The sequence below is a fragment of the Lentilactobacillus dabitei genome, assembly GCF_019061365.1.
Taxonomy (GTDB): Bacteria; Bacillota; Bacilli; order Lactobacillales; family Lactobacillaceae; genus Lentilactobacillus; species Lentilactobacillus dabitei.
The window spans coordinates 15,603-37,078 of the sequence record NZ_JAHPPD010000004.1 but is presented as its reverse complement, the minus strand read 5'-3'; the positions used below and the strand labels follow the sequence as shown (position 1 = coordinate 37,078).

The window sequence follows — 21,476 nt, the reverse complement described above, 5'->3', positions numbered from 1 at the left end:
AAGAGGGGCAAAATTATAGATAATCCAACAAATAATTTAATAAGAGGACCCAACGATCACGATCTAAATTGATCTTCAAGTGGGCCAGCTTTTGTGCTTGATCCGTCACTTGACCATTAGCGCCCATAATTGCCGACCGAAACATTCCCAACCGGCTATTATCCGTCCAGGTATATATTTGCCGCTGATCGATGTCAGCAGACTGAATGAGATAGTCACTCACCGTATAATGTTCTAACGTATAAAAATTGACGTTCAGTTTGGACATGTCACCAAAGTTCAGCATTGTGACCAGCCCAACTTGAGTATGTGGCAGTTGCCGTTTAATTTGGCGGAGATATGAATAACCGATTGAATGCACGCGATGAGGTAACCGTTGCAGTCCAGCGCGATATTGATCAGCAAACCTGGTTCCCATTTGTTCGTCAGATTGATTGGTCACTTTTAGTTCAATGATCAAGGGTTGCTTTAATCGATTGGCGGTCTTTAAATAATCGCCAAACAGCTCAACTCGATGGTATTTTTTCACCGTTTTAAGACTTAATGTATTAATCTCTTGCGGACCTTTATGAGGAATCGAAACGGTATCATCATGGGCACAAATAAAGTAATGATCCTTGGTTTCTTGAATATCCATCTCGACGTATGGGAAATGAAATTGACTACTTTTTTTCAACGCTGCAATCGTATTCCCAGTCCCGTTGTGATCAATGACACCCCGATGAACGATAATCGTTTGAGGCTGCGGTTGCCGGCCATTGTTAACATTTGCGGCCCCAATGACGGTGATCAACAAGAGGCTGGCCCCACCAAATAACCACAACCGGCCAGACTTCCAATCGAAATGGATCGAGCTGGCAAACAATCTCAACATCGTCTTCAATTCGACTAACGGTACCACCAAATTGATGAGCCCTTTGGAAACGAACCAAATTATCTGATTGGATATCAATTGGTTAACGACAGTTACGCCAGTAATGATCACAAAAACAGTGATCACCATTTCTAGAATTACCAACCAAGAGCGAACCCAATCGCCAAAGGAATCATCCCGCCATGCTAACTTGAGGGCTCTAATGAAGCTGGCTTCATTTCCTGAAAGTAAAATAACTAGAACCTTGTGAACCTTCATCGTCAACCCGAACGCGAGTATGTATAAGAACACTAAGAAAATGATGATCGCCTGGCGATTAACCGTAATCCAGGTAAACATTGCCCCCGAAACTGGAATTGCGGCTTTGATAAAATTGGTGAACCCAAACAGCCCCAGTGGCAGCCAAAGAATTGCCAACCAAATAACCGCTAAGTACAGGCCGATCAACTTTTTTAATGTTAGTTTGGGTTGATTAAACCCTCTCGGCAAGCTGATAAATATGACTGAACCCAACATCCCAATAAAGATTAACAGCAAGATCATCAACAACCAGCTACTGTGAAGGCCGTTTTGAATCCATTTGAGCATGGTCATGACGCAAACAAATAATATTGTTAAGAAAGGTACCCATCGATCACTATTCATATTCCCATCCCATATAAAAAAGCTGGTCACGATCAAACAAACTGTTTCATCGTCGGCCAGCTTCATTTATTCAACTTATTAATTCTTTTTGATAATCTGGTCTTTTGGATCCAATGGTTTGAAATCATATAAGATTTTACTTTGACGTTCAAATTCTTCGATTGCCAATTGAATCAAACGATCAATCAATTCAGTGTATGAAATCCCTGAAGCAGCAAATAACTGTGGATACAAGCTAATGTTGGTGAATCCAGGCAATGTGTTGACTTCACTGACATATGGAACACTATCCTGAGAAACAAGGTAGTCGATTCGGGCCATCCCTTTCAGCCCCAAAGCGCGATAAGTCTCCAATCCCATCTTGGTGATTTCTTCAGCTAATCGATCAGAAATATCAACAGGAACATCAAATTCCACATGACTTGCGTCCACAAACTTGTTGTCATAAGTATAGAATGCATCACTTTTCGGCACTTTAATTGCCCCTACTTTAGAGACAATTGGGTGATGATTCCCCAGCACGGAAATTTCCAGTTCCTCAGGCCCTTCAATAGCTTCTTCGACCAGAACTTTGCTGTCATAACGGAAAGCATCGCGAACGCCTTCAAGGTAGTCGGTTTCATTTTCAACCTTATGAATCCCCACCGAAGACCCTTGATTGGCTGGCTTTACAAACAATGTCTTGCCAAGCTCATCACTCAACTTCTGATAAGTATATTGTTCACTGGTCATTGGCGTAATGACTTCATAATGCGTCGTCCGAACGCCAACGAGCTGCAGGATTTTCTTGGTAATGTCTTTATCAAATGACATTGCGGATCCCAAGACGCCGGTGCCAACATATGGCTTCTGAAGTAACCGTAACAATCCTTGAATCGTTCCGTCTTCACCTAAGTTACCATGAATAATTGGGAAGAAAACGTCGATATTTGACACTTCCCCTAAATTAATCACCGGAGCAAGTGGGTTCTTGTGATCAAGCTTTGCAAGTTCCTCTTTGGCCACGACATCTTCAGGTTCACCATTGAATACCCTTGCAGATGCCTCGTTGCCTAAAATATAGCCACTTTTAGTCATTAAGAAGAGACTCACTTTGTACTTATCTTTGTCCATAGCGTCAAAGATGTTGTGGGCTGATCGTTTGGAAACATCGTGCTCAGAAGAATTGCCACCAAAGATCAAGCCAACGTGTTGCTTTTTGTTCTTTGCCATGATTTCCACCCTATTCGTATATTCGTATAGTTTCCAGAAACTTAATTATAACATGGAAACCGGTCACGGGATATATTGAAAACTGGTTTTTTATTGGCTAATTAACCATTAGTCCCGCTTTAATTGCTTCCTCGCAAACAAGAGCCGAGTGATGGCAATCAAAATGGCGCCAAAAATGATCAACGAGATAATCAGGGCAAAGGGATTGTATGCACCACTGCTTTGGTATCCTAATACCAATTTCGCAAAATTGACCACCCAACTCATTCGGAATCGGTAATCAATCATCGCTTTAAAGATAAATAACAGAACAACGCCACCAGTAATTGGGGCAATAATTAAAATTAACCGTTGCGCAACCTTTGAAAACAGCGTCAGAAAATTACCAATGACCATTCCAAGCAATGAGCCAACCACCAGCATTAAAGCACTCATCACAAAGTTGAGCACCCCATTGACGAAGGGGTTCGAAAAGTAGGTATCATATACCCTCGTGAATAGATTAAAGGGCGCGTTATCGGTGATTGGCGACAGGAATAAATAGCCGTACAGTAAATTAAACGTATTCCCAATCAAAATTAACAACCCGTTAACGCTTAACTGCGCCTCAAAAAAGGTGCTTCTGGAAACGCCATTTTGAATAAGAAATTTGAAGTTCTCATATGACAACGTCGAGATCACGAAAATGTAAAATCCAAATACGGCCGAAACCGAGCCTCCCCGTAATTGATCCACAATTGAGAAGCTTGAAAGGGTTCCTGAGATGACCGACAACAGAAATGGCAAGATAATGATCAAGGCGATTAGTGTTAAATAAACCACCCCAATCAAGGGGAGCTGCTTCTTGAAAAGATATTTAATCACTTGCTTAGTTTTCATGTCGCTTGCTCCCCTCATATTGATTAGTTAAAAAGACAAAAAGTTTTTGGAGATCAAAATTAGATAGCTGAACGGTATCAGGTAACCGGCGATCATCCAGGTCGCCATAAACATAGTTAGCACGGATATTTCCCATATCATCATGACCAACAACATTGAGCCCCTTCGTGTATTCTTCGACCTCATTTTTTTGGCCAACAACTGAATGAGTCTTTGCCAACACATCTTCAACCGGCTGATTTAAAATGATTCGACCCTGATCGAGAATAATCACGTCACTAATAATATTGGCAACCTCTTCAATTAAGTGAGTCGACAAAATAAATGTCCGTGGATTGTCAGCATAGGAATCAAGTAATTCTGTATAAAATAGTTCTCGATGATTCGCATCCAACCCAAGAACCGGCTCATCCAATATGACAAATTTGACTGGCAGACACAGTGCAAGGATTAGCTTAAAGATTGAATTATAACCAGTCGATAATTTACCAAACTTTTGTCCCATATCAATTTTAAATTCGGCAATCATTTTGTCAGCTAATTTATGATTGAACCCGCCATATATCAACTCACTGTCCTTAACAATCTGGGAAAGCTTCGCGCCATTTGGATACAAATCAACTTCACTCATTAAGTACATCAAGCCGAGCTTTGAATCATTGTCGGCAACGTTTTCTGAATCAATTTTAACTTCGCCGGAACTGGGAAAAATCCGGTCGGTAATAATATTGAGCAATGTGCTTTTCCCAGCCCCATTGCGGCCCAAAAGCCCATAAATTTTATTTTCCTCAAAGGCTAAATTCACATCCGCAATGACACTTTTGGACCCATATGACTTGGAGACGTGATTGACTTCCAACATACTCATTGACTATAACCTCGTTTCACTAAATCTAGTAGCTCTTCTTCAGAAATATTCAAATTACGCGCCTCACGAACCAAATTAACGATAAACGCGTCAAAGAAGCCATCGCGTTTAGCTTCTACTATCCGCTGTCTGGATCCCTGCTTGACGAACATTCCTAATCCTCGCCGCTTTTCAATTAACTGCTTTGAAACGGCAATATTCATCCCTTTCAGGACAGTTGCCGGATTAATATGGAACTCTTTTGAAATCTCGGTTGTCGATGGAATTTGCGCCCCTTCTTCAAATCCGCCAGAAGCAATTGCATCTTCAATCTGTTCGGCAACCTGACGATAAATCGGTTCTGAACTGTTAAATTCAAATTGCATTCCACATCGTCCCACCTTTTCTTTTCATCACGTTATTTCTCCACCTTTGTCTTCGGTACGACAATTTTGCTATAGATCATCACTGTAATCCCATAGTAGATTAGATAGAGAATACTAAACCCGAGGACCGACCAGCCAAATGTTTGATAGGCGCCGTGTAACAGATTGGCCTTAATAAACATTTGTAAGCCAAAGGCCACGTCAATAATGCCTAACACAGCCGGAAGAATAAACAGTCCCAGGATCTGAACGGCAATGGAACGATTAAGAACGGATTTCCTGGCCCCAATCTTATTGAGCATCTCAAACCTGGCTTTATCACTGGCTGCCCCGCTTAAAATCTTAAACATTAAGCAACTGGCCAGCATTGCAAGAAAAGCAATCCCAAGGAAAATGCCCATGAATTCCAAACTCCCAAAGACACCCTTCAGTAGCTGGTAGGTTTCATACGCCCCACCAACGCCAAGACCTTCACTGACCTTCTTGCCGTATTGCCGGGTTTGGAGATTGGTAATTTTTGAAAGCGTCGTGGCAGCCGCATCCATGTCATTTACCCGAACTAATAACAAAGTATTGGCCTTGGCATTAATCCGATTAAAAGTGGTATCAGAAACCAGCCTAATCCGTAAATTTCTGGTTAACGGTGCCTGTAAATTGTTAAGGCCGGCATAGGCTGTGGATGCGCGGTCTTTCAGTTGAGTCAGACTGGCATTATCAATTTTTGATTTTAACTGGGCCTGATTGGTAAAGTGAGCGTATTTGAATGGCTGCGCTTCAAACTGACTTGCCCGATAATAAACACTTTTGCTTCCGGGATCAACTTTTTGCTGATAAGTGACCTGAGCCTTCCCGTCAATGTCGCCAACTAATGATTTCATTTTAGGAGATGGATTAGTCAGACCAACCGCATAGGCATTGTTACCGGCGGCCATCATCGGTACCATTCGTTGAAAACCAATTCCAACCGTAATTGCCCCGAGTGCCAAAGCAAACAGTAACGAAACGACTGAAAGAATCTTCGTATAGTCACGAATTCTAAACTTTAACTGAGAAATTGTAAAGTTGTTAAGACCTTTGTAGCTGGTGTTTGAGCGTTGAACGGCTTCCAAAATCATGACAAAGAAGGAATTGAACACAAAATAGGTACCAAGGACAATGGTAATTAACCCAATCCCGATTGCCAACAGTTGAAGGTGATTAATATCATACATAGCGTAATAACCGATCGCCAGCAAGACTAATCCGCCAACGGCTTGAACGAAAAGCGTCCGTTTCTTTGGATCTTTCCAGTCACTTTCTTGATTAGACCGTAACAGATTAAGAGCAGATGTCTTCGTGAAAGTTCGGGCGTTGACCAACCCGGCGATTACAAACAACACCAAAAACAAAATCAAGGTTGCCCACACGGCTGGCATATAAAAAGCAGAAAAGTTAGTTAATGAAACATGGATTTGGCTACTCAATAGGCCACTGAGTCCTTTGGTAAACCCAACTCCCAGGATAATGCCAACAAAAGTAGAAGCCAACCCAATCACTAAAGTTTCCAAAATAATTAACTTGCTGATGACCTTTGACTTGGCTCCCAGCATCATGAAGAGACCATAATCATGTTTTCTCATACTCATCAAAAAGTTGTTGGCGTAGAACACATACACCAGTGTAATAATTGCCAATAGAATTGACCCAAAAATGAAGACAAATTTGGCATTCTGACCAACCGGACTACTGGTGGTGAACTTATCATTGGTCGAGATGGCCTCGAACATGTAGAAAATGGCAGTGGTGATCATCATGCCTGAAAAAAGGACCAGGTAGTCTTTCCACCGAGATTTGACACCTGATAATGAAATTTTAAATAACATAATGTGCTCCTTAGAAGTTAATTATTGTTCAAAAGTTCCAAGCTTTTCGAGAATTTGTTGGTAGAACTCATTTCGACTCTTCCCATCAGCATCAATTTCGTCGCCGATCTTGCCGTCTTTAATAAACAAAATTCGCTTACAGAAACTAGCTGAAAACGGATCATGAGTCACTAGGAGAATTGAGACCCCTTGCTGATTGATGTTCGTCAAGGTATCCAGGAGTTCCCGAGCATTGGTTGAATCAAGGGCACCGGTTGGCTCATCACCAAAAATAATTGATGGATTGGCAACCAAAGCTCTGGCAGCGGCCACCCGTTGCTTTTGACCACCTGACAACTGAGTTGGATATTTGGACAACAGATCATCAATCCCTAATTTCTTGGTGGCTGCTTCAACTGCCTGTTTCGTTTCGCCTGGTTTTTTATTTTGCAACGAAAGCGGCAAAGCAATATTTTCCTGAGCTGTCAAAGTTTCTAGCAAGTTAAAATCTTGGAAAATGAACCCTAATTTTTCTGAACGGAAATCTGACATTTGGTTAGCGGTTAAATTAGTCACATCTTTACCATCAATTTCAACAGATCCGCTGGTTGGCTGGTCTAAGGTTGCCATAATATTCAGCAAAGTGGTTTTCCCAGAACCGGAAGCTCCCATGATTCCAACAAATTCACCTTGTTGGACGGAAAAGGTAATCCCTTTCAGTGCTTCGTATGGTTTGGGGCCGTTTTGATCATATATTTTATGCAAATCTTTTGTGCGTACGATTTCGGTTGTCATGATATTCCTCCCGCGTTGGTTGATTACTTATGTAACTAACTATATATGCAGAGCTATAAATTGTCAACACTACCAAATCAAATTGTGGCGGTCCTCTCTGTAAGAAGCCGTCATGACAATGATTATCTGACAAAAAATGGCGAGGTTGAGACATGAGTCGGCAAAGTGTTTATAAATGCAACTTAACTTTCTGATAAAACTTGTGACAAACGGCTGATCTCCGTCATTTAACAAAAAGGATCAATTATTCCAAAATTAGGAATAATTGATCCTTTCCGTTAAATGCTGGGATCAAATCGCCTTTCGTCTCAATCTCGTCGTATAAATTAAATTGCCAACAAAGTGGTTGCCGTTACTCTAGATTATCAGTATTAATGACATTCTGGGTTCCTCGTTCGGTAATGATCGATACCAGGACATTATTAATCATTTGCATCCGTTTTTCATCAGTCACACTGGTTCCTAAATCATGCTGCAACTGGGATACGGCATCTTCTGAAATGGCAACCGCTCCTTGGACAATAATCTTTCGGGCTGACAGAATTGCGGTTGCTTGTTGTCTTTGTAACATTGCGTTGGCAATTTCCGTTGCGTAAGCCAAGTGCGTCAATCTGGTTTCAACAATTTCCAGACCGGCCACGTCCAACCGTTCCTGCAACTCCTTTTGAAGGGCTTTTGAGACCTCAGTTGAATTGCCACGTAACGTCAATTTATCCGTATCCTCATCGAAACTGTCATATGGGTATTGGCTTGCGATATGCCGGATCGCTGATTCACTTTGGATTTCCACAAACTGTTCATAATCTTCAACACTAAAAATTGCTTTGGCTGAATCAACGACTCGATAAACAATAACGGCCGCGATTTCAACTGGATTACCCTTTGAATCATTCACTTTAATAATTGAACTATTGAAATTACGCACCCGCAAAGAAATTGTCTGCTTGCCTGTTAAAGGCACCGTCATGAATAATCCAGACGTGCGGATTGTACCAATATATCGACCAAAGAAGGTGAGTACCTTGGCTTCATTTGGTTGGATAATTGTCAGCGAACTTGCAAATAATAAATCAAGAATGATTACAACACTACCCGAAATGACGGTCAATACCGAACTGGACTGGCTGCCATTCCATAACATGTAACCGCCCAAAATCAGCAGAATCAGAACACAAATCAATCCAATAAAGCCATTTACATGAAATACATTTTTTTCTTTCAAAAAAGCCGCCCCCTCTATTAAATGATTTCGGTTACAAATCAAGTATATAGTGGTCGGCTCTTAATTGAAAGCGAATTACTTTACATTCTTAACTGGTAGAACGGCACCCTTGTAATGGTGGTAAATCCATTTTTGAGTACTCTTTGACTGGAGGGCTTTAACAAGCTTCTTAATGGCTGGCTTGTTTTGGTCACCCTTGCGAGTTGCAATAATATTGACATATGGCGAGCTGCTCTTTTCAATGGTGATTGAATCAGTTCGTGGATCCAACCCAGCTTGAACAGCGTAATTGGCATTGATGACAACCGCATCGCCTTCACCGTTCTTATAAATAGTTGGTAACAGCTTTGGTTCGTAACTGTGCTTGAACTTCAAGTGACGAGGGTTTGAAGCAATATCACTGAAGTTAGCTGATGTAATATTGACGCCCTTCTTGATTGTGATTAAACCGGCATCTTTAAACAATGTCAAAACTCGGCCATAATCGGGGGTATTACTGCTGACAATAGTTGTGGCATTTTTCTTAAGATCTTGAAGCTTCTTAACTTTCTTAGAGAAAACGGCAATCGGCTCCAAATGAACCCCACCGGCATTCACTAAAGAACCATGATTTTCCTTGTTCCACTGATCCAAAAACGGCACATGCTGGAAGTAGTTCGCATCCAATTCCCCATTGGCCAGTGCTTTATTAGGCATTACATAGTCTTGGAAGGTCGTAATTTTTAGCGTAACCCCTTCCTTTTTAAGTTGTGGCGCAACATGTCTCAAGATTTGAGCATGAGGAACTGCTGAGGCACCAATCTTTAAGGTCGTTGTTTTCTTACTCTGACTGTTTGAGGAAGAACACCCAACTAACAACACCGCACTGAATAATACTGCAACTAAACTCAATAATTTCTTCTTCATACGAAAACCTCCAAATTATAATGTCCGTTTATCGGTCCACTTCACGAACCGGTCACCAACGAATTGAACAACAAAAACAAATAAACAAATAATAACCGTTCCAACTAACGTCACGGTGTTGTTATATGCTTGGAACCCTTCTTGGTAAACAAGGTTGCCAAGACCACCAGCACCAATTGCCCCAGCCATGGCGGTATAGCCAATTAACGAAATTGTGGTCACCGTAGCGCCTGCGATCAACGCCGGTTTACTCTCGGGCAGCAACACCTTGGTAATCACACCCCAAGTTGTTGCCCCCATCGATTCAACGGCTTCGATAACTCCGGAATCCACTTCTCGGAAATACGACTCGACCATCCGAGCATAAAATGGCGCTGCGGAAACAATTAGGGACGGCAACGCAGCTTTGGGCCCGATGATTGTCCCAACCAGGGTCTTGGATACCGGCAACAGCAAAATAATCAAAATAATATATGGAATTGACCTAAAAATATTAACCAGTAAACCAACGACCCAATTAATAACTTTAAAGCCCCAACCTGATTTGCTACGGGTTTCATAGAGAATGAGGCCTAAAATAATACCAAAAATAACCACGGCAACCATCGATAACAATGTCATCCAAATTGTTTCCCAAGTGGCTGACATCATTGCCGACCAATCCACATTATGGAATTGAAAATATGACTTAAGGCCGGTTGTATTACTCATGATGAATCACCTCGGTTCCAACTCTCATTTTTTTAAGGTACTCAAGCGCATCATTAATTTTGGTCTCGTCCCCAACAAATTGGAGATCCAACGATCCTAGTGCCCCTTCTTGAGTTTGATGGATGGCACCAGAAATAATACTGATTGTGAGATCCGGGTAACGTTTGATAACATCTGACACGATTGGCAGCTCTGCTTGCGGCCCGTGAAAGACTAACCGGATCAACTGCCCTTCAGGATACTTCTTTACCAATTCTTCCAAAGTCATCGTTGTGTCACCCTTTTGGGTTGTAAATTCTTCGCTGACAAAGTTTTTGGTAACCTGTTGCTGTGGATGACGGAAGACTTCAAACACTGTCCCGCTTTCAACGACTCGGCCGCTATCCATCACTGCCACTTTGTCACATGTCTTCGCAATCGCATGCATCTCATGGGTAATCAAAAGGATGGTTAAGTTCATTTCTTTGTTGATCTTCAACAACAATTCCAATACCTCGTTTGTCGTATCAGGATCCAGAGCACTCGTGGCTTCGTCAGAAATTAGAATTGTCGGTTCATTGGCCAGCGCCCGGGCAATGCCAACCCGTTGTTTTTGTCCACCTGATAATTCAGAGGGATAAGAATGCTCGCGGCCCTCTAAACCGACCAACTTGATTAACTCCTCAGCGCGTTGAACCCGCTTGGCTTTGGGAACCTTAGCAATCTCTAGTGGCAAGGCAACGTTATCGATTACCGTCCGTGACCATAACAGATTAAAATGCTGGAAGATCATGCCAATTTTTTGACGTTGTTTTCGAAGGGCACTGCCATTTAACTTGGCAATATCAGTCCCATCGATATCGATCTCACCTGTCGAGGGGGCTTCCAGTCCATCCAGCATTCGGACTAATGTGCTTTTACCTGCTCCGGAGTATCCGACAATCCCAAAAATCTCACCGTCATTAATCTCGATGTTTACATCATTAACGGCCGTTAACCCACCGTCTTTTGTACTATATTGTTTAGATACATCTTTAAATCGAATCATCGTTTTCACTCCTAAATATAAAAAAGCTTTCCGTCCACATTAGCAATTAACTAATTGCTAACAAGGACGAAAAGCTTTTCGCGGTACCACCTTAGTTCATTATCGCTTCTCAACGATAATCTCTACGAGTATGATTCATACTCAACGAAATAATGGACGTCACCCATTATTGGTTCACTGACGCTCACCAACAATTATTTTGCCAAGACCATCTTCAAAAATCTTCACTGACTCCGTCTCACCATTAGGAGCTCTCTTTGCAGCTTCGATTAATTACTCATCTTGGATCTAATCTCTTACTCATTGAATCCTAGTTTACCTAGAAAAACATTAACCGTCAAGGAAATTATTTCTGAACTTTAACAATCCACGATTTGTCCTTAGCAGATTCATTCAAAAGTGCTGGGTTGTCTTCAGCCTGTTTATTCACGGCGACAACGGTTCCGGCAACTGGACTCTCAATATCCGAAACAGCTTTATCTGCTTCAACATTCAGCAAGGTATCGCTAGTTGTCAATTGGGCGTTAACCTTTGGCAAAGAAACAAACGTAATGTTGCCAAGCTCATTTCGGCCTTCATCAGTTAAACCAATTGTTACAACCCCACTCTTATCTTCTTCTGTCCAATAATAATTCTTATCCATGATAATTCGCCCCTTAAGAAAATTCTTTATCTTCACCAAACATATAACTCTTATTGTGATATTGCATCGACATGATCAATCCAATCCCAATCATGTTTCCGATCAACGCTGATCCCCCGGCACTGACAAATGGAAGTGGAATACCAGTCAACGGAAGTAAGCCAACACTCATTCCCACATTTTCAAAAACATGGAAGAGGATCATCATAATGACACCGGTTGAAATGTACGCATAAAAAACGTTTCTCGTGTCAAAAGTGACTTTAATCATCTGATAAATCAGTAAGAAATACAGTAGAATTAAAATACAACTACCGATAAAGCCGAAGTTTTCACCAATTACTGAAAAAATCATATCTGATTCACGAACTGGTACATATACATGGGATTGGTTGAACCCCGTGCCAAAAATACCACCCGACCCGATAGCTTTCATACTTTGCCACAGCTGATACCCTTGATTACTCGTATCAGCGGATGGATGAAGCCAGGTATCGACCCGCGAGAATTGGTAAGCTTGGAAACCGACTTTTTCAAGAATTCTGCGACCAGCTTCAGGAATAACGAGCGCCAGTGCCGTTCCGGCAACGCCAAAAATCGCAATCATTGACGGTAGAATAATCCGCCAGGTAATTCCAGAAACGATGATCAGCCCACCTAAAATTGCAAAGAAGACCAGCATCGTTCCGAAATCATTTTGCAGTTTTAATAAAACCGCAACTGGAATTGTCCAGAGGATCATTTTGCCCAACAGCAACCAATCACTTCGGACCGTTCTGATGGGATAATTATCATTATGCTGAACAATAACCCTCGCCATCATCAAAATGTATGCTGGCTTCATGACTTCTGAAGGCTGAAATGTTAACCCAAAAATGGAGAACCAACTTTTTGCCCCAGTATTAGCGTAATAGGCCCGGCTATACAAAACTAAAACACTGGCTAAAAGGACAATCCCACCCCAATACACAATTGGGGCCACTTTCCATAACTGCTCGGAATCAAACTGCATAATGACAACAACGGCCACAATTCCGATCACATACCAAACTAATTGGGAAACCACTTGTCTTAAAACGCTGGTAGCACTGGAATCATGAGTTGCGGCAACATAAATAGAAGCCAACCCAATACAGGCCAACATTAAAACACAGAAGATTATTCCCCAGTCTATCCGGGATTGATCGTCTTTTGACGTCCTACGACTGGTATCCAAAATAGACCCTCCTTAAATTTAAAACTTTAATGATGAAGATGGAATTCTTTAATTAACAGCGTCACGCCCTCTTCGAAACTTTTCACGTGGAATTGTTCTTGATGGGTATTAACTGCTTCAAATTTATTGGCACTCACTTCTTTAAGTGTCCCAATCAACTTTTTGCCAATAAATAACTCAGAGATGTTTTGACCAGTTGAATCTGCGTGATCTTTAATTTCAACATTAATACTCTTGTTAGCTTTGCTCAATTCTATTCTCCTTGTTCACAGATTACTTTAAGTGCATTGATTTACGATACTCGTCCCGAGCAGCTTTATTCCTAAAAATTGTGAAATGATCTGGCACGGGATCATATCCACCTTTAACAAAAGGATGGCAGCGAAGAATCCGTGCAATCCCCATAATGGCTCCCTTGAGTGCCCCATGCTTTTGTAGCGCCGTCACCATATAACTACTGCAAGTTGGGTAATAACGGCATGTAGGGGGAAATAAAGGTGATATAAAGCGCTGATAACCATGAACAATAACAATCAGAATTTTTTTCAATGCGACACCTAAAATCTATTCTTTGCTCTTTAACTTCGGATTCTTGATGTAATGTTCCAACAGAACCCCCGCTCCTTTAGCCACATTATCAAGTGGCTTTTCAGAAATGATCACTGGGACCGTCAGCGCATCAGAAATCACTTGATCAATCTTGCGTAATAATGCGCCGCCACCAGTCAACATGATGCCACGGTCAACGATGTCAGAAGCTAATTCGGGTGGAATAACTTCCAAGACCTCTTTTGCACCGTCTACGATTAATTGAACGGTGTCATGAATGGCTTCAGCAATCTCATTGCTGTCGATGGTGATTGCGCGAGGCATGCCAGAAACGGCATCACGGCCACGAACTTCCATCTTCTTAACGTCATCTTTGTCTTTCTTGGCAGTTCCAATTTCAATCTTAATTTTTTCAGCAGTATGTTCACCAATAATCAAGTTATGCTTCTGTTTAATATAGTTGGCGATTTCAACGTTCATCCGATCACCGGCTACCCGGATTGACTTGCTGGCAACGATATCACCGAGAGAAATAATCGCAATATCACTGGTACCACCACCCATATCGATCACCATGTTGCCACGGGGCTGAAAAATATCCATTCCGGCACCAACTGCGGCAACTTTGGGTTCTTCTTCAAGATAAACTTGGCCGCCACCGGCCTTCTCTGCTGCTTGAATAATGGCGTTTCGTTCAATTTCAGTAACGTTAGTCGGCGCACAGATCATAATCTTTGGCTTAGACATGAATCCCTTTACATCCAGTTTGTTGATGAAGTAAGTCAGCATTTCTTCAGTAATGTCAAAATCAGAGATTACCCCATCCTTGAGTGGCCGGATTGCGCGAATGTTACTTGGGGTTCTACCGACCATTCGATAGGCTTCGGAGCCGACCGCAAGAACTTTTCCGGTCCGTGTGTCAATCGCGACAACTGATGGTTCATTTAATACAATACCCTTTCCTGCAACGTAAATTAAAACGTTGGCAGTTCCTAAATCGATTCCAATGTCTTTTGCCATCTGTGTACTTCCTCCTGAAAACTTTTATCTCAAAAAAACATTATACCACATAAAAATGACGATTCGAATGCCATCTCAGGCAATAAAGGGTTGAGATCAATAACGATCTCAACCCCATTTGATTAATTATAAGCGATTCTTTAATGATTGATTAAGAATAATTGAGTCGTCATCTTGAACGTCAACCCGTTTGATTTCAGCGCCAAGACTTGCTAATTTTTTGTGGAAATCGTGATATCCACGATCTAAGTATTGTAAATTGCGAACTTGTGTGTAGCCTGATGCAACCAATCCGGCAATCACCAAGGCAGCAGCGGCTCTCAAATCACTGGCTGCCACTTCGGCGCCATTGAAGTCGGTTGGACCCTGCATCACAACTGTTCGCCCGGAAATTGTGTATTGCGCATTCATCCGGCGTAATTCTTCCATGTGCATGAAACGATTCTCAAACACCGTTTCGGTCATTGAACTACTACCATTGGCACAGAGCTGAAGGATAGTCATTTGTGGCTGCATATCGGTTGGGAAGCCTGGGTGAGGTAAGGTCTTAACGTCAACCGGTTTAAGTTGATCTGGTCCAATAATCCGAACACCCTCATCAGTTTCGATCACTTGAACACCCATCTCACGCATTTTCAAGATCAACGGCTTGTTATGCTCTGCAATCGCGCCATCAACCATGACGTCACCTTTAGTCACAGCGGCTGCAATCATAAAGGTCCCAGCCTCAATGCGATCTTGGACAACTGCATGCTCAGTCCCATGGAGCTTAGCCACTCCTTGAACTCGAATCTGCTCAGTTCCAGCACCAATGACGGTTGCCCCCATCTTGTTTAAGACGTTTGCCAAATCAACAATTTCTGGTTCGCGGGCGGCGTTTTGAATCACCGTCTTACCCTTTGCAAGGGTTGCAGCCATCATGATGTTTTGAGTAGCACCAACACTTGGAAAATCAAGATAGATATCTGTACCAACAAGTCCGTTGGGAGCGCATGCCTCAACGTAACCATCATGTTGTTCAATTTGAGCACCTAATGCTTCAAATCCCTTCAGATGTAAATCAATTGGTCGCGAACCAATCGCGCACCCACCTGGTAAAGCAACCTTTGCCTTGCCAAGCCGGGCCAACAACGGACCCATCACCACAATCGATGCTCGCATCTTTGAAACATATTCGAAAGGTGCTTCACTTGAAAGTTGAGAAGATGCATCAAACGTAATGTCATTGGCATCTTCATTAAAATGCGTCTTAACATTCAAGAATCGCAATACCTTGTTCATCGTATAAACGTCGGATAACAACGGTACATTTGAAATGGTTGTCTGACCTTCGCTTGCTAAAATAGTAGCTGCTTGAATCGGTAATACCGCATTTTTAGCACCATCAATATGTACAGTTCCCTTCAGTGGATTACCACCATGCACAATAATCTTTTCCACAAGAACGCCTCCTACATCACTTTACTAAGTATATTAAATTACGAATATTATCAATAAAAGAAAGGAAAAAAGAGCTGGCTCCATACCCAATCGCGACTGCAAGTAAAACGATCAGGAGTTTGCCGGGTAAAGCTCTCATTGGGATATATCGTTCGATGTGGATTTCTTGAACACTCCAAAATGCCATCGCAATAAAAAGAAAATATGTAACAAGTGTAATTACAGCTTGAATTCCAATTGTTCTCATGCATCTTCCCCCAATTCAAAGTCAACTATATCATAAAGACGCAAACTTGTCTTAACTTTTCGGTTCCTTTTAGAAAAAAAAGTCAATTAACGCCTACAAATCACCGACATAATTAGGAGAACCCGGAAATCATATTTTCAATCAACCGCAAACTATGTTATAGAATCCACAATATCAATAAGCCCCATGTTTCTAAAACTGATGTCCCAAATAATATCAAATCAATACGAAGAATTTACGGCTAAAATTTGACTATTTTCGTACCCCGGCGTTAATGCTGAGAGTGGCTTGTTTGTCCTAAATGATCAGATAACGTGAGTTTCTCTTCTCTGTTCAATCGATGCCAGTAGGGGTACCGTTGGCTATGTTCCTCCAACTGCTGCTTACAACGGACTGCTCACATCCATTATGTAAAGCCAAAATTGCATTGACCAAGCACCTTATGCGAACAGCTTGGACATATATGAATTGCCAATTTGTAATCATTCGCATAGATCGCCATAGCCACTTAGATAAATTCTGGGATCAAAACGTCTATTGTTCCAATCTCTAATTCTTTAAACAACAAAAAAAGACCGCCATCAAGCCTAAACTTGAACACAGTCTTTCAAAATTACTTTTTAGCAACATTGATTCGATTAATTGCTCGCCGCAAAGCAACTTGGGCACGATCCAAAGCAGCTTTGTCTTGGCGTTGACGAGCGGCAGCAATCCGCTGTTCAGCGTTTTGCTTAGCCTTTTGAGCCCGTGCAATATCGATATCTTGTTGATTCTCGGCACTATCAGCGACAATGGTTGCCATGTTATTGGAAAACTCAAGGAATCCACCGTTAACAGCAATATTGTCTTCAGTATCATCATACTTAACTCGAGCTTCATCAACAGCCAAGGTTGCGATGATCGGGACATGGTTAGCCATGATTCCGATTTGTCCTGACTTTGTTGAAACCACTAACATATTTGCAGTATGCTCATAAACATTTCCATCAGGAGTAACGATACTAACGGTAAGAACTGAATTATCAGCCAATTAGAATCCTCCTCCTTTAGTTTGCTGCACTCTGCTTTTCATTGTCTGTTGTTTGATTAATCTTCTTGGCATTTTCCAAAACATCCTCGATTGGGCCACAGTTTCTGAAAGCATCTTCAGGAATGTCATCGTACTTACCAGCAAGGATATCTTTGAATCCCTTAACAGTTTCAGCAACTGGCACATATTTACCAGGTAAACCAGTAAACTGTTCAGCAACTGAGAAACTTTGAGATAAGAAGAACTGAATTCGACGGGCACGGTTAACAATCGTCTTTTCTTCGTCAGACAGTTCATCCATACCAAGGATAGAAATGATATCTTGAAGTTCACGGTAACGTTGCAAAACGTGTTGAACTTCAGTAGCAACTTCGTAATGTTCTTGACCAACAATTGCGGGATCCAAAGCTGATGATGTTGATGCTAATGGATCAACGGCTGGATAGATTCCTTGTTGAGTCAATGAACGTTCCAAGTTAGTAGTCGCATCCAAATGGGCAAATGTCGTTGCAGGAGCAGGGTCGGTATAATCATCGGCAGGCACGTAAACAGCCTGGATAGATGTAATAGCGCCCTTCTTTGTTGAAGTAATTCGTTCTTGCAATTGACCCATTTCAGTAGCCAAAGTTGGCTGATAACCAACGGCTGATGGAATCCGGCCAAGCAAGGCGGAAACTTCTGAACCAGCTTGTGTGAATCGGAAGATGTTATCAATAAACAGCAAAACATCTTGACCTTCACGATCACGGAAGTATTCAGCGATTGTCAAACCAGTCAAAGCAACCCGCATACGAGCACCAGGAGGTTCGTTCATTTGACCATAAACCATGGCCGTTTTGGCGAGAACTCCTGAACCCTTCATTTCAAAGTACATATCGTTACCTTCACGAGTACGCTCACCAACACCGGTAAATACAGAAATACCATTGTGTCCTTGCGCAATATTGTGAATTAACTCTTGAATTAGAACGGTTTTACCAACTCCGGCACCACCAAACAATCCAACTTTTCCACCACGCGTGTATGGTTCCAATAAATCGATCACTTTAATTCCAGTTTCAAGAATTTCAGTTGATGGATTTAAATCTTCATACTTCGGTGCATCACGGTGAATTGGCCAGCGTTCTGCATCTGGTCCAAATTCTGGACCACCGTCAATTGGATCTCCGAGAACATTAAATACTCGACCAAGAGTATCTTTACCAACTGGAACACTGATAGATGATTCAGTATTATCTACAACCATCCCTCGACGAAGACCGTCGGTTCCATCCATCGCAATTGTACGCACAACACCGTCACCTAAATCAAGGGCAACTTCAACGACAAGGAATTTGTCGTCGGTGACGTGAATATTCAAAGCGGTGTTAATTTCAGGTAATTTATCGTCCAAGGAGAACTCAACATCAACAACAGGTCCGATAACTTGTATAACTTTACCAGTACTCATGTTAGTTAATTCCTCCATCTAAATTTTATTGTTGACTAAGAGCTTCTTGACCACCGGTAATTTCGGTAATTTCAGTGGTAATTGCAGCTTGCCGAGCCCGGTTATACTGTAATTCCAGTGACGAAATCAAATCATCCGCATTATCAGATGCAGACTTCATGGCAGTTGAACTAGAAGCGTGTTCTGACGTCTTGGCATCTAGAATTGCCCCATATACCAAGCTTTCAGAATACTGAGGAAGAATTACATTTAAAACTTCCTTTTCGGATGGTTCAACATCATACTCAGCAGTCATTGGCTTAACCTCGATATCCTGGCTAGCTTGGCTTTGAATAGCTTCATCATCAATTGGAAGCATCTTTTCAGCTCTAAACCGAGATATCAAACGGTTAACGAAATGTTCGTAACAAACGTATAATTCATCAAATTCACCTTTGTTATACATGGTTGTAACCATTTTTACAATTTGGCGAACTTCATTAAACGTCGGCACGTCACTCACACCACGATATTCGTATGCAACGTTAGTTCCCCGTTTCCGATAAAAGTCAGAACCGGTTCCACCAACGGCTAATATCTGATAGTCATTCGAACCCGAATGGCCGTCAATAAATTGGTTGGTTTCTCGAATAACGTTACTGTTATAACTGCCAACCATTCCTCGATCGGAAGTTATAATCAAATACGCCGTTCTCTTAGCTTTAGACTGATCATTTTCGGCTGCATGACCTGAGGACTGACTTAACCCATCCAAAATGTGAGACTGGGCTAAATGTAATACAACAGATTTGATTTGGCTTGCATATTCCGCATAACTCTTCGTATGCTTCTGAATCTGGTTAAGCTTAGCTTGTGAGACCATTTCCATAGCATTCGTAATTTGACGCGTCTTCTTTGTAGAAGTAATCCGATGTTTAACATCGTTTAGCGAAGCACCCATGTAATCTCACCCTCCTTAACTAGTCATTTGAAGCAGCTGAATTTTGATCATTCTTTGGTGCGGCTTGTTGGTCGTCTGATTTACTTGGTTGGAATGTCTGTTCGAATTCCTTAATTGCAGCATCTAATTTGCCGGTATCAGGTAATTGACCAGTCTTTGTAATTTCATCAAGCAAATCTTTGTGTGAATGGTCGAAGAAATCAAAAATTTCGTTCTGATAACGTAAAATGTCATCAATGGCAATCTTATCCAAGAATCCGTGAGTCAAGCAATACAGAATCACAACTTGCTTTTCGACAGGAATTGGAGAATGAAGTGGTTGTTTTAAGACCTCAACCGTTCGAGCACCACGATTCAACTTGGCTTGTGTTGCTTCATCAAGATCAGAACCAAATTGTGCAAATGATTCCAGTTCGTGATAAGAAGCCAAATCAAGTCGTAAGGTACCAGAAACTTTCTTCATTGCCTTAACCTGCGCATCACCACCAACACGAGAAACAGAAGTACCAGCATCAACGGCTGGACGAACACCAGAATAGAAACTATCGGCATCCAAGAAGATCTGTCCATCAGTAATGGAAATAACGTTGGTAGGGATATAAGCTGAAACGTCACCGGCTTGGGTTTCAACGATAGGAAGAGCAGTCATTGAACCGCCACCCAACTTATCGCTCAACTTAGCGGCACGTTCCAACAAACGTGAGTGGGTATAGAAAATATCACCAGGATAAGCTTCACGACCAGGAGGACGACGAAGAATAAGTGATAATTCACGGTAAGCGTCAGCTTGCTTTGATAAATCATCATACACAATTAAGACATGCTCACCATTATGCATGAAGTATTCACCCATAGTAGCGCCAGCATATGGTGCAATGTACAACAGTGATGCTGGTTCAGAAGGTCCAGCTGAAATAACTGTTGTATAATCCATGGCACCATACTTTTCAAGTGTACTTACGGCCGTTCGAACAGTTGATTGTTTCTGTCCAATGGCAACGTAAATACATTTCATATTTTGACCTTTTTGATTCAAGATCGTGTCAATGGCGATTGAAGTCTTACCGGTTTTACGGTCACCGATAATCAACTCACGCTGTCCACGACCAATTGGAATCAATGAATCAATCGCTTTGATACCTGTTTGTAATGGTTCAAAAACTGATTGTCGATCCATAACACCAGGCGCTTTGTGTTCAATCGCCTTGTGATCTGCGGCTTTAATTGGGCCTTTACCATCTACTGGTTGACCGAGTGAGTTAACAACTCGTCCAATCAAATCGTCCCCAACGGGAACTTCCATAATTCGGCCGGTTCTCTTTACAGAGTCACCTTCACGGATATTTGTGTCATCACCCAAAATCATGATACCAACATCATTGGTTTCAAGGTTTTGTACCATTCCATAAACGCCGTGGCCGAAGTCGAGCAACTCTCCAGACAACGCATTTTCGAGCCCATGAGCGCGAGCAATACCATCACCAACATATGTAACGATACCTGTTTCTTGAACGTCGAGCTCGTTCTTATAGCCTTGTAACTGTTGCTTAATAAGAGCACTGATTTCCTCAGCTTTAATGCTCATAAGTTTCACCT

Annotated in this window: 22 protein-coding genes; all 22 read right to left on the bottom strand. The window is 41.8% G+C overall.

The annotated features are described in order from the left end of the window. Positions 1 to 13: 13 nt before the first annotated feature. Entirely contained in the window at positions 14 to 1,519 is a 1,506-nt protein-coding gene (locus KTE19_RS01265) for a glycerophosphodiester phosphodiesterase family protein (RefSeq protein WP_217341426.1), read from the bottom strand. Positions 1,520 to 1,597: 78 nt separating this feature from the next. Beyond that, on the bottom strand, positions 1,598 to 2,731 hold the full coding sequence (locus KTE19_RS01260; RefSeq protein WP_217341425.1) for a D-alanine--D-alanine ligase family protein: 1,134 nt from the start codon (positions 2,729 to 2,731) through the stop codon (positions 1,598 to 1,600). Between the two features lie 108 nt (positions 2,732 to 2,839). After that, positions 2,840 to 3,610 (bottom strand): ABC transporter permease, encoded by a 771-nt coding sequence (locus KTE19_RS01255; RefSeq protein ID WP_217161910.1) that lies wholly within the window; start codon positions 3,608 to 3,610, stop codon positions 2,840 to 2,842. Next, on the bottom strand, positions 3,600 to 4,478 hold the full coding sequence (locus KTE19_RS01250) for an ATP-binding cassette domain-containing protein (RefSeq protein WP_217161908.1): 879 nt from the start codon (positions 4,476 to 4,478) through the stop codon (positions 3,600 to 3,602). Before KTE19_RS01250 ends, KTE19_RS01255 begins: the two co-directional genes overlap by 11 nt. Beyond that, positions 4,475 to 4,843, bottom strand: coding sequence for a GntR family transcriptional regulator (locus KTE19_RS01245; protein ID WP_217341424.1), 369 nt, complete (start codon positions 4,841 to 4,843; stop codon positions 4,475 to 4,477). Before KTE19_RS01245 ends, KTE19_RS01250 begins: the two co-directional genes overlap by 4 nt. Positions 4,844 to 4,875: 32 nt before the next feature. Beyond that, the gene (locus tag KTE19_RS01240) at positions 4,876 to 6,705 is read right to left on the bottom strand and encodes an FtsX-like permease family protein (protein ID WP_217341423.1); all 1,830 of its coding nucleotides are present in this window, start codon (positions 6,703 to 6,705) and stop codon (positions 4,876 to 4,878) included. Between the two features lie 21 nt (positions 6,706 to 6,726). Further along, entirely contained in the window at positions 6,727 to 7,479 is a 753-nt protein-coding gene (locus tag KTE19_RS01235) for an ABC transporter ATP-binding protein (protein WP_217161903.1), read from the bottom strand. A 352-nt stretch (positions 7,480 to 7,831) separates the two neighbouring features. After that, positions 7,832 to 8,701, bottom strand: coding sequence for an SPFH domain-containing protein (locus KTE19_RS01230; protein WP_217341422.1), 870 nt, complete (start codon positions 8,699 to 8,701; stop codon positions 7,832 to 7,834). A 75-nt stretch (positions 8,702 to 8,776) separates the two neighbouring features. Then, positions 8,777 to 9,607, bottom strand: a complete 831-nt coding sequence (locus KTE19_RS01225; protein WP_217341421.1) for a MetQ/NlpA family ABC transporter substrate-binding protein — start codon at positions 9,605 to 9,607, stop codon at positions 8,777 to 8,779. A 15-nt stretch (positions 9,608 to 9,622) separates the two neighbouring features. Then, complete coding sequence (locus tag KTE19_RS01220; protein WP_217161897.1) at positions 9,623 to 10,318, bottom strand: methionine ABC transporter permease; 696 nt, start codon at positions 10,316 to 10,318, stop codon at positions 9,623 to 9,625. Continuing rightward, positions 10,311 to 11,345, bottom strand: a complete 1,035-nt coding sequence (locus tag KTE19_RS01215; RefSeq protein WP_217341420.1) for a methionine ABC transporter ATP-binding protein — start codon at positions 11,343 to 11,345, stop codon at positions 10,311 to 10,313. The genes KTE19_RS01220 and KTE19_RS01215 overlap by 8 nt, the downstream gene beginning before the upstream one ends. Before the next feature lie 346 nt (positions 11,346 to 11,691). Then, on the bottom strand, positions 11,692 to 11,988 hold the full coding sequence (locus KTE19_RS01210; RefSeq protein WP_217161894.1) for a glycine cleavage system H family protein: 297 nt from the start codon (positions 11,986 to 11,988) through the stop codon (positions 11,692 to 11,694). Between the two features lie 13 nt (positions 11,989 to 12,001). Continuing rightward, positions 12,002 to 13,204: an FtsW/RodA/SpoVE family cell cycle protein gene (locus tag KTE19_RS01205; protein ID WP_217161893.1), complete on the bottom strand. Its 1,203-nt coding sequence runs from the start codon at positions 13,202 to 13,204 to the stop codon at positions 12,002 to 12,004. A 26-nt stretch (positions 13,205 to 13,230) separates the two neighbouring features. After that, on the bottom strand, positions 13,231 to 13,455 hold the full coding sequence (locus tag KTE19_RS01200; RefSeq protein ID WP_217161891.1) for a DUF2969 domain-containing protein: 225 nt from the start codon (positions 13,453 to 13,455) through the stop codon (positions 13,231 to 13,233). Between the two features lie 22 nt (positions 13,456 to 13,477). Further along, a complete protein-coding gene (gene yidD, locus KTE19_RS01195) occupies positions 13,478 to 13,753 on the bottom strand; it encodes a membrane protein insertion efficiency factor YidD (RefSeq protein WP_082622239.1) in 276 nt (91 codons plus the stop codon). 15 nt (positions 13,754 to 13,768) lie between these two features. Further along, positions 13,769 to 14,773, bottom strand: a complete 1,005-nt coding sequence (gene mreB, locus KTE19_RS01190; RefSeq protein WP_217341419.1) for a rod shape-determining protein — start codon at positions 14,771 to 14,773, stop codon at positions 13,769 to 13,771. Between the two features lie 126 nt (positions 14,774 to 14,899). After that, entirely contained in the window at positions 14,900 to 16,213 is a 1,314-nt protein-coding gene (murA, locus tag KTE19_RS01185) for a UDP-N-acetylglucosamine 1-carboxyvinyltransferase (protein ID WP_217161887.1), read from the bottom strand. 16 nt (positions 16,214 to 16,229) lie between these two features. Beyond that, positions 16,230 to 16,460 (bottom strand): DUF1146 family protein, encoded by a 231-nt coding sequence (locus tag KTE19_RS01180; RefSeq protein WP_056982976.1) that lies wholly within the window; start codon positions 16,458 to 16,460, stop codon positions 16,230 to 16,232. Positions 16,461 to 17,073: 613 nt separating this feature from the next. Next, a complete protein-coding gene (locus tag KTE19_RS01175) occupies positions 17,074 to 17,490 on the bottom strand; it encodes a F0F1 ATP synthase subunit epsilon (RefSeq protein WP_054746532.1) in 417 nt (138 codons plus the stop codon). Between the two features lie 16 nt (positions 17,491 to 17,506). Then, positions 17,507 to 18,940, bottom strand: a complete 1,434-nt coding sequence (atpD, locus tag KTE19_RS01170; protein ID WP_217161886.1) for a F0F1 ATP synthase subunit beta — start codon at positions 18,938 to 18,940, stop codon at positions 17,507 to 17,509. Between the two features lie 25 nt (positions 18,941 to 18,965). Next, entirely contained in the window at positions 18,966 to 19,880 is a 915-nt protein-coding gene (locus KTE19_RS01165; protein WP_054746530.1) for a F0F1 ATP synthase subunit gamma, read from the bottom strand. 19 nt (positions 19,881 to 19,899) lie between these two features. Continuing rightward, a complete protein-coding gene (gene atpA / locus KTE19_RS01160; RefSeq protein WP_054746529.1) occupies positions 19,900 to 21,465 on the bottom strand; it encodes a F0F1 ATP synthase subunit alpha in 1,566 nt (521 codons plus the stop codon). Between the last annotated feature and the right edge of the window lie 11 nt (positions 21,466 to 21,476).

What these genes read in the sequence shown, in the direction of transcription:
- KTE19_RS01265 (WP_217341426.1), bottom strand. Translation starts at nt 1,519, where the DNA reads ATGAATAGTGATCGATGGGTACCTTTCTTAACAATATTATTTGTTTGC.
- KTE19_RS01260 (WP_217341425.1), bottom strand. Translation starts at nt 2,731, where the DNA reads ATGGCAAAGAACAAAAAGCAACACGTTGGCTTGATCTTTGGTGGCAAT.
- KTE19_RS01255 (WP_217161910.1), bottom strand. Translation starts at nt 3,610, where the DNA reads ATGAAAACTAAGCAAGTGATTAAATATCTTTTCAAGAAGCAGCTCCCC.
- KTE19_RS01250 (WP_217161908.1), bottom strand. Translation starts at nt 4,478, where the DNA reads ATGAGTATGTTGGAAGTCAATCACGTCTCCAAGTCATATGGGTCCAAA.
- KTE19_RS01245 (WP_217341424.1), bottom strand. Translation starts at nt 4,843, where the DNA reads ATGCAATTTGAATTTAACAGTTCAGAACCGATTTATCGTCAGGTTGCC.
- KTE19_RS01240 (WP_217341423.1), bottom strand. Translation starts at nt 6,705, where the DNA reads ATGTTATTTAAAATTTCATTATCAGGTGTCAAATCTCGGTGGAAAGAC.
- KTE19_RS01235 (WP_217161903.1), bottom strand. Translation starts at nt 7,479, where the DNA reads ATGACAACCGAAATCGTACGCACAAAAGATTTGCATAAAATATATGAT.
- KTE19_RS01225 (WP_217341421.1), bottom strand. Translation starts at nt 9,607, where the DNA reads ATGAAGAAGAAATTATTGAGTTTAGTTGCAGTATTATTCAGTGCGGTG.
- KTE19_RS01220 (WP_217161897.1), bottom strand. Translation starts at nt 10,318, where the DNA reads ATGAGTAATACAACCGGCCTTAAGTCATATTTTCAATTCCATAATGTG.
- KTE19_RS01215 (WP_217341420.1), bottom strand. Translation starts at nt 11,345, where the DNA reads ATGATTCGATTTAAAGATGTATCTAAACAATATAGTACAAAAGACGGT.
- KTE19_RS01210 (WP_217161894.1), bottom strand. Translation starts at nt 11,988, where the DNA reads ATGGATAAGAATTATTATTGGACAGAAGAAGATAAGAGTGGGGTTGTA.
- mreB (WP_217341419.1), bottom strand. Translation starts at nt 14,773, where the DNA reads ATGGCAAAAGACATTGGAATCGATTTAGGAACTGCCAACGTTTTAATT.
- KTE19_RS01180 (WP_056982976.1), bottom strand. Translation starts at nt 16,460, where the DNA reads ATGAGAACAATTGGAATTCAAGCTGTAATTACACTTGTTACATATTTT.
- atpD (WP_217161886.1), bottom strand. Translation starts at nt 18,940, where the DNA reads ATGAGTACTGGTAAAGTTATACAAGTTATCGGACCTGTTGTTGATGTT.
- KTE19_RS01165 (WP_054746530.1), bottom strand. Translation starts at nt 19,880, where the DNA reads ATGGGTGCTTCGCTAAACGATGTTAAACATCGGATTACTTCTACAAAG.
- atpA (WP_054746529.1), bottom strand. Translation starts at nt 21,465, where the DNA reads ATGAGCATTAAAGCTGAGGAAATCAGTGCTCTTATTAAGCAACAGTTA.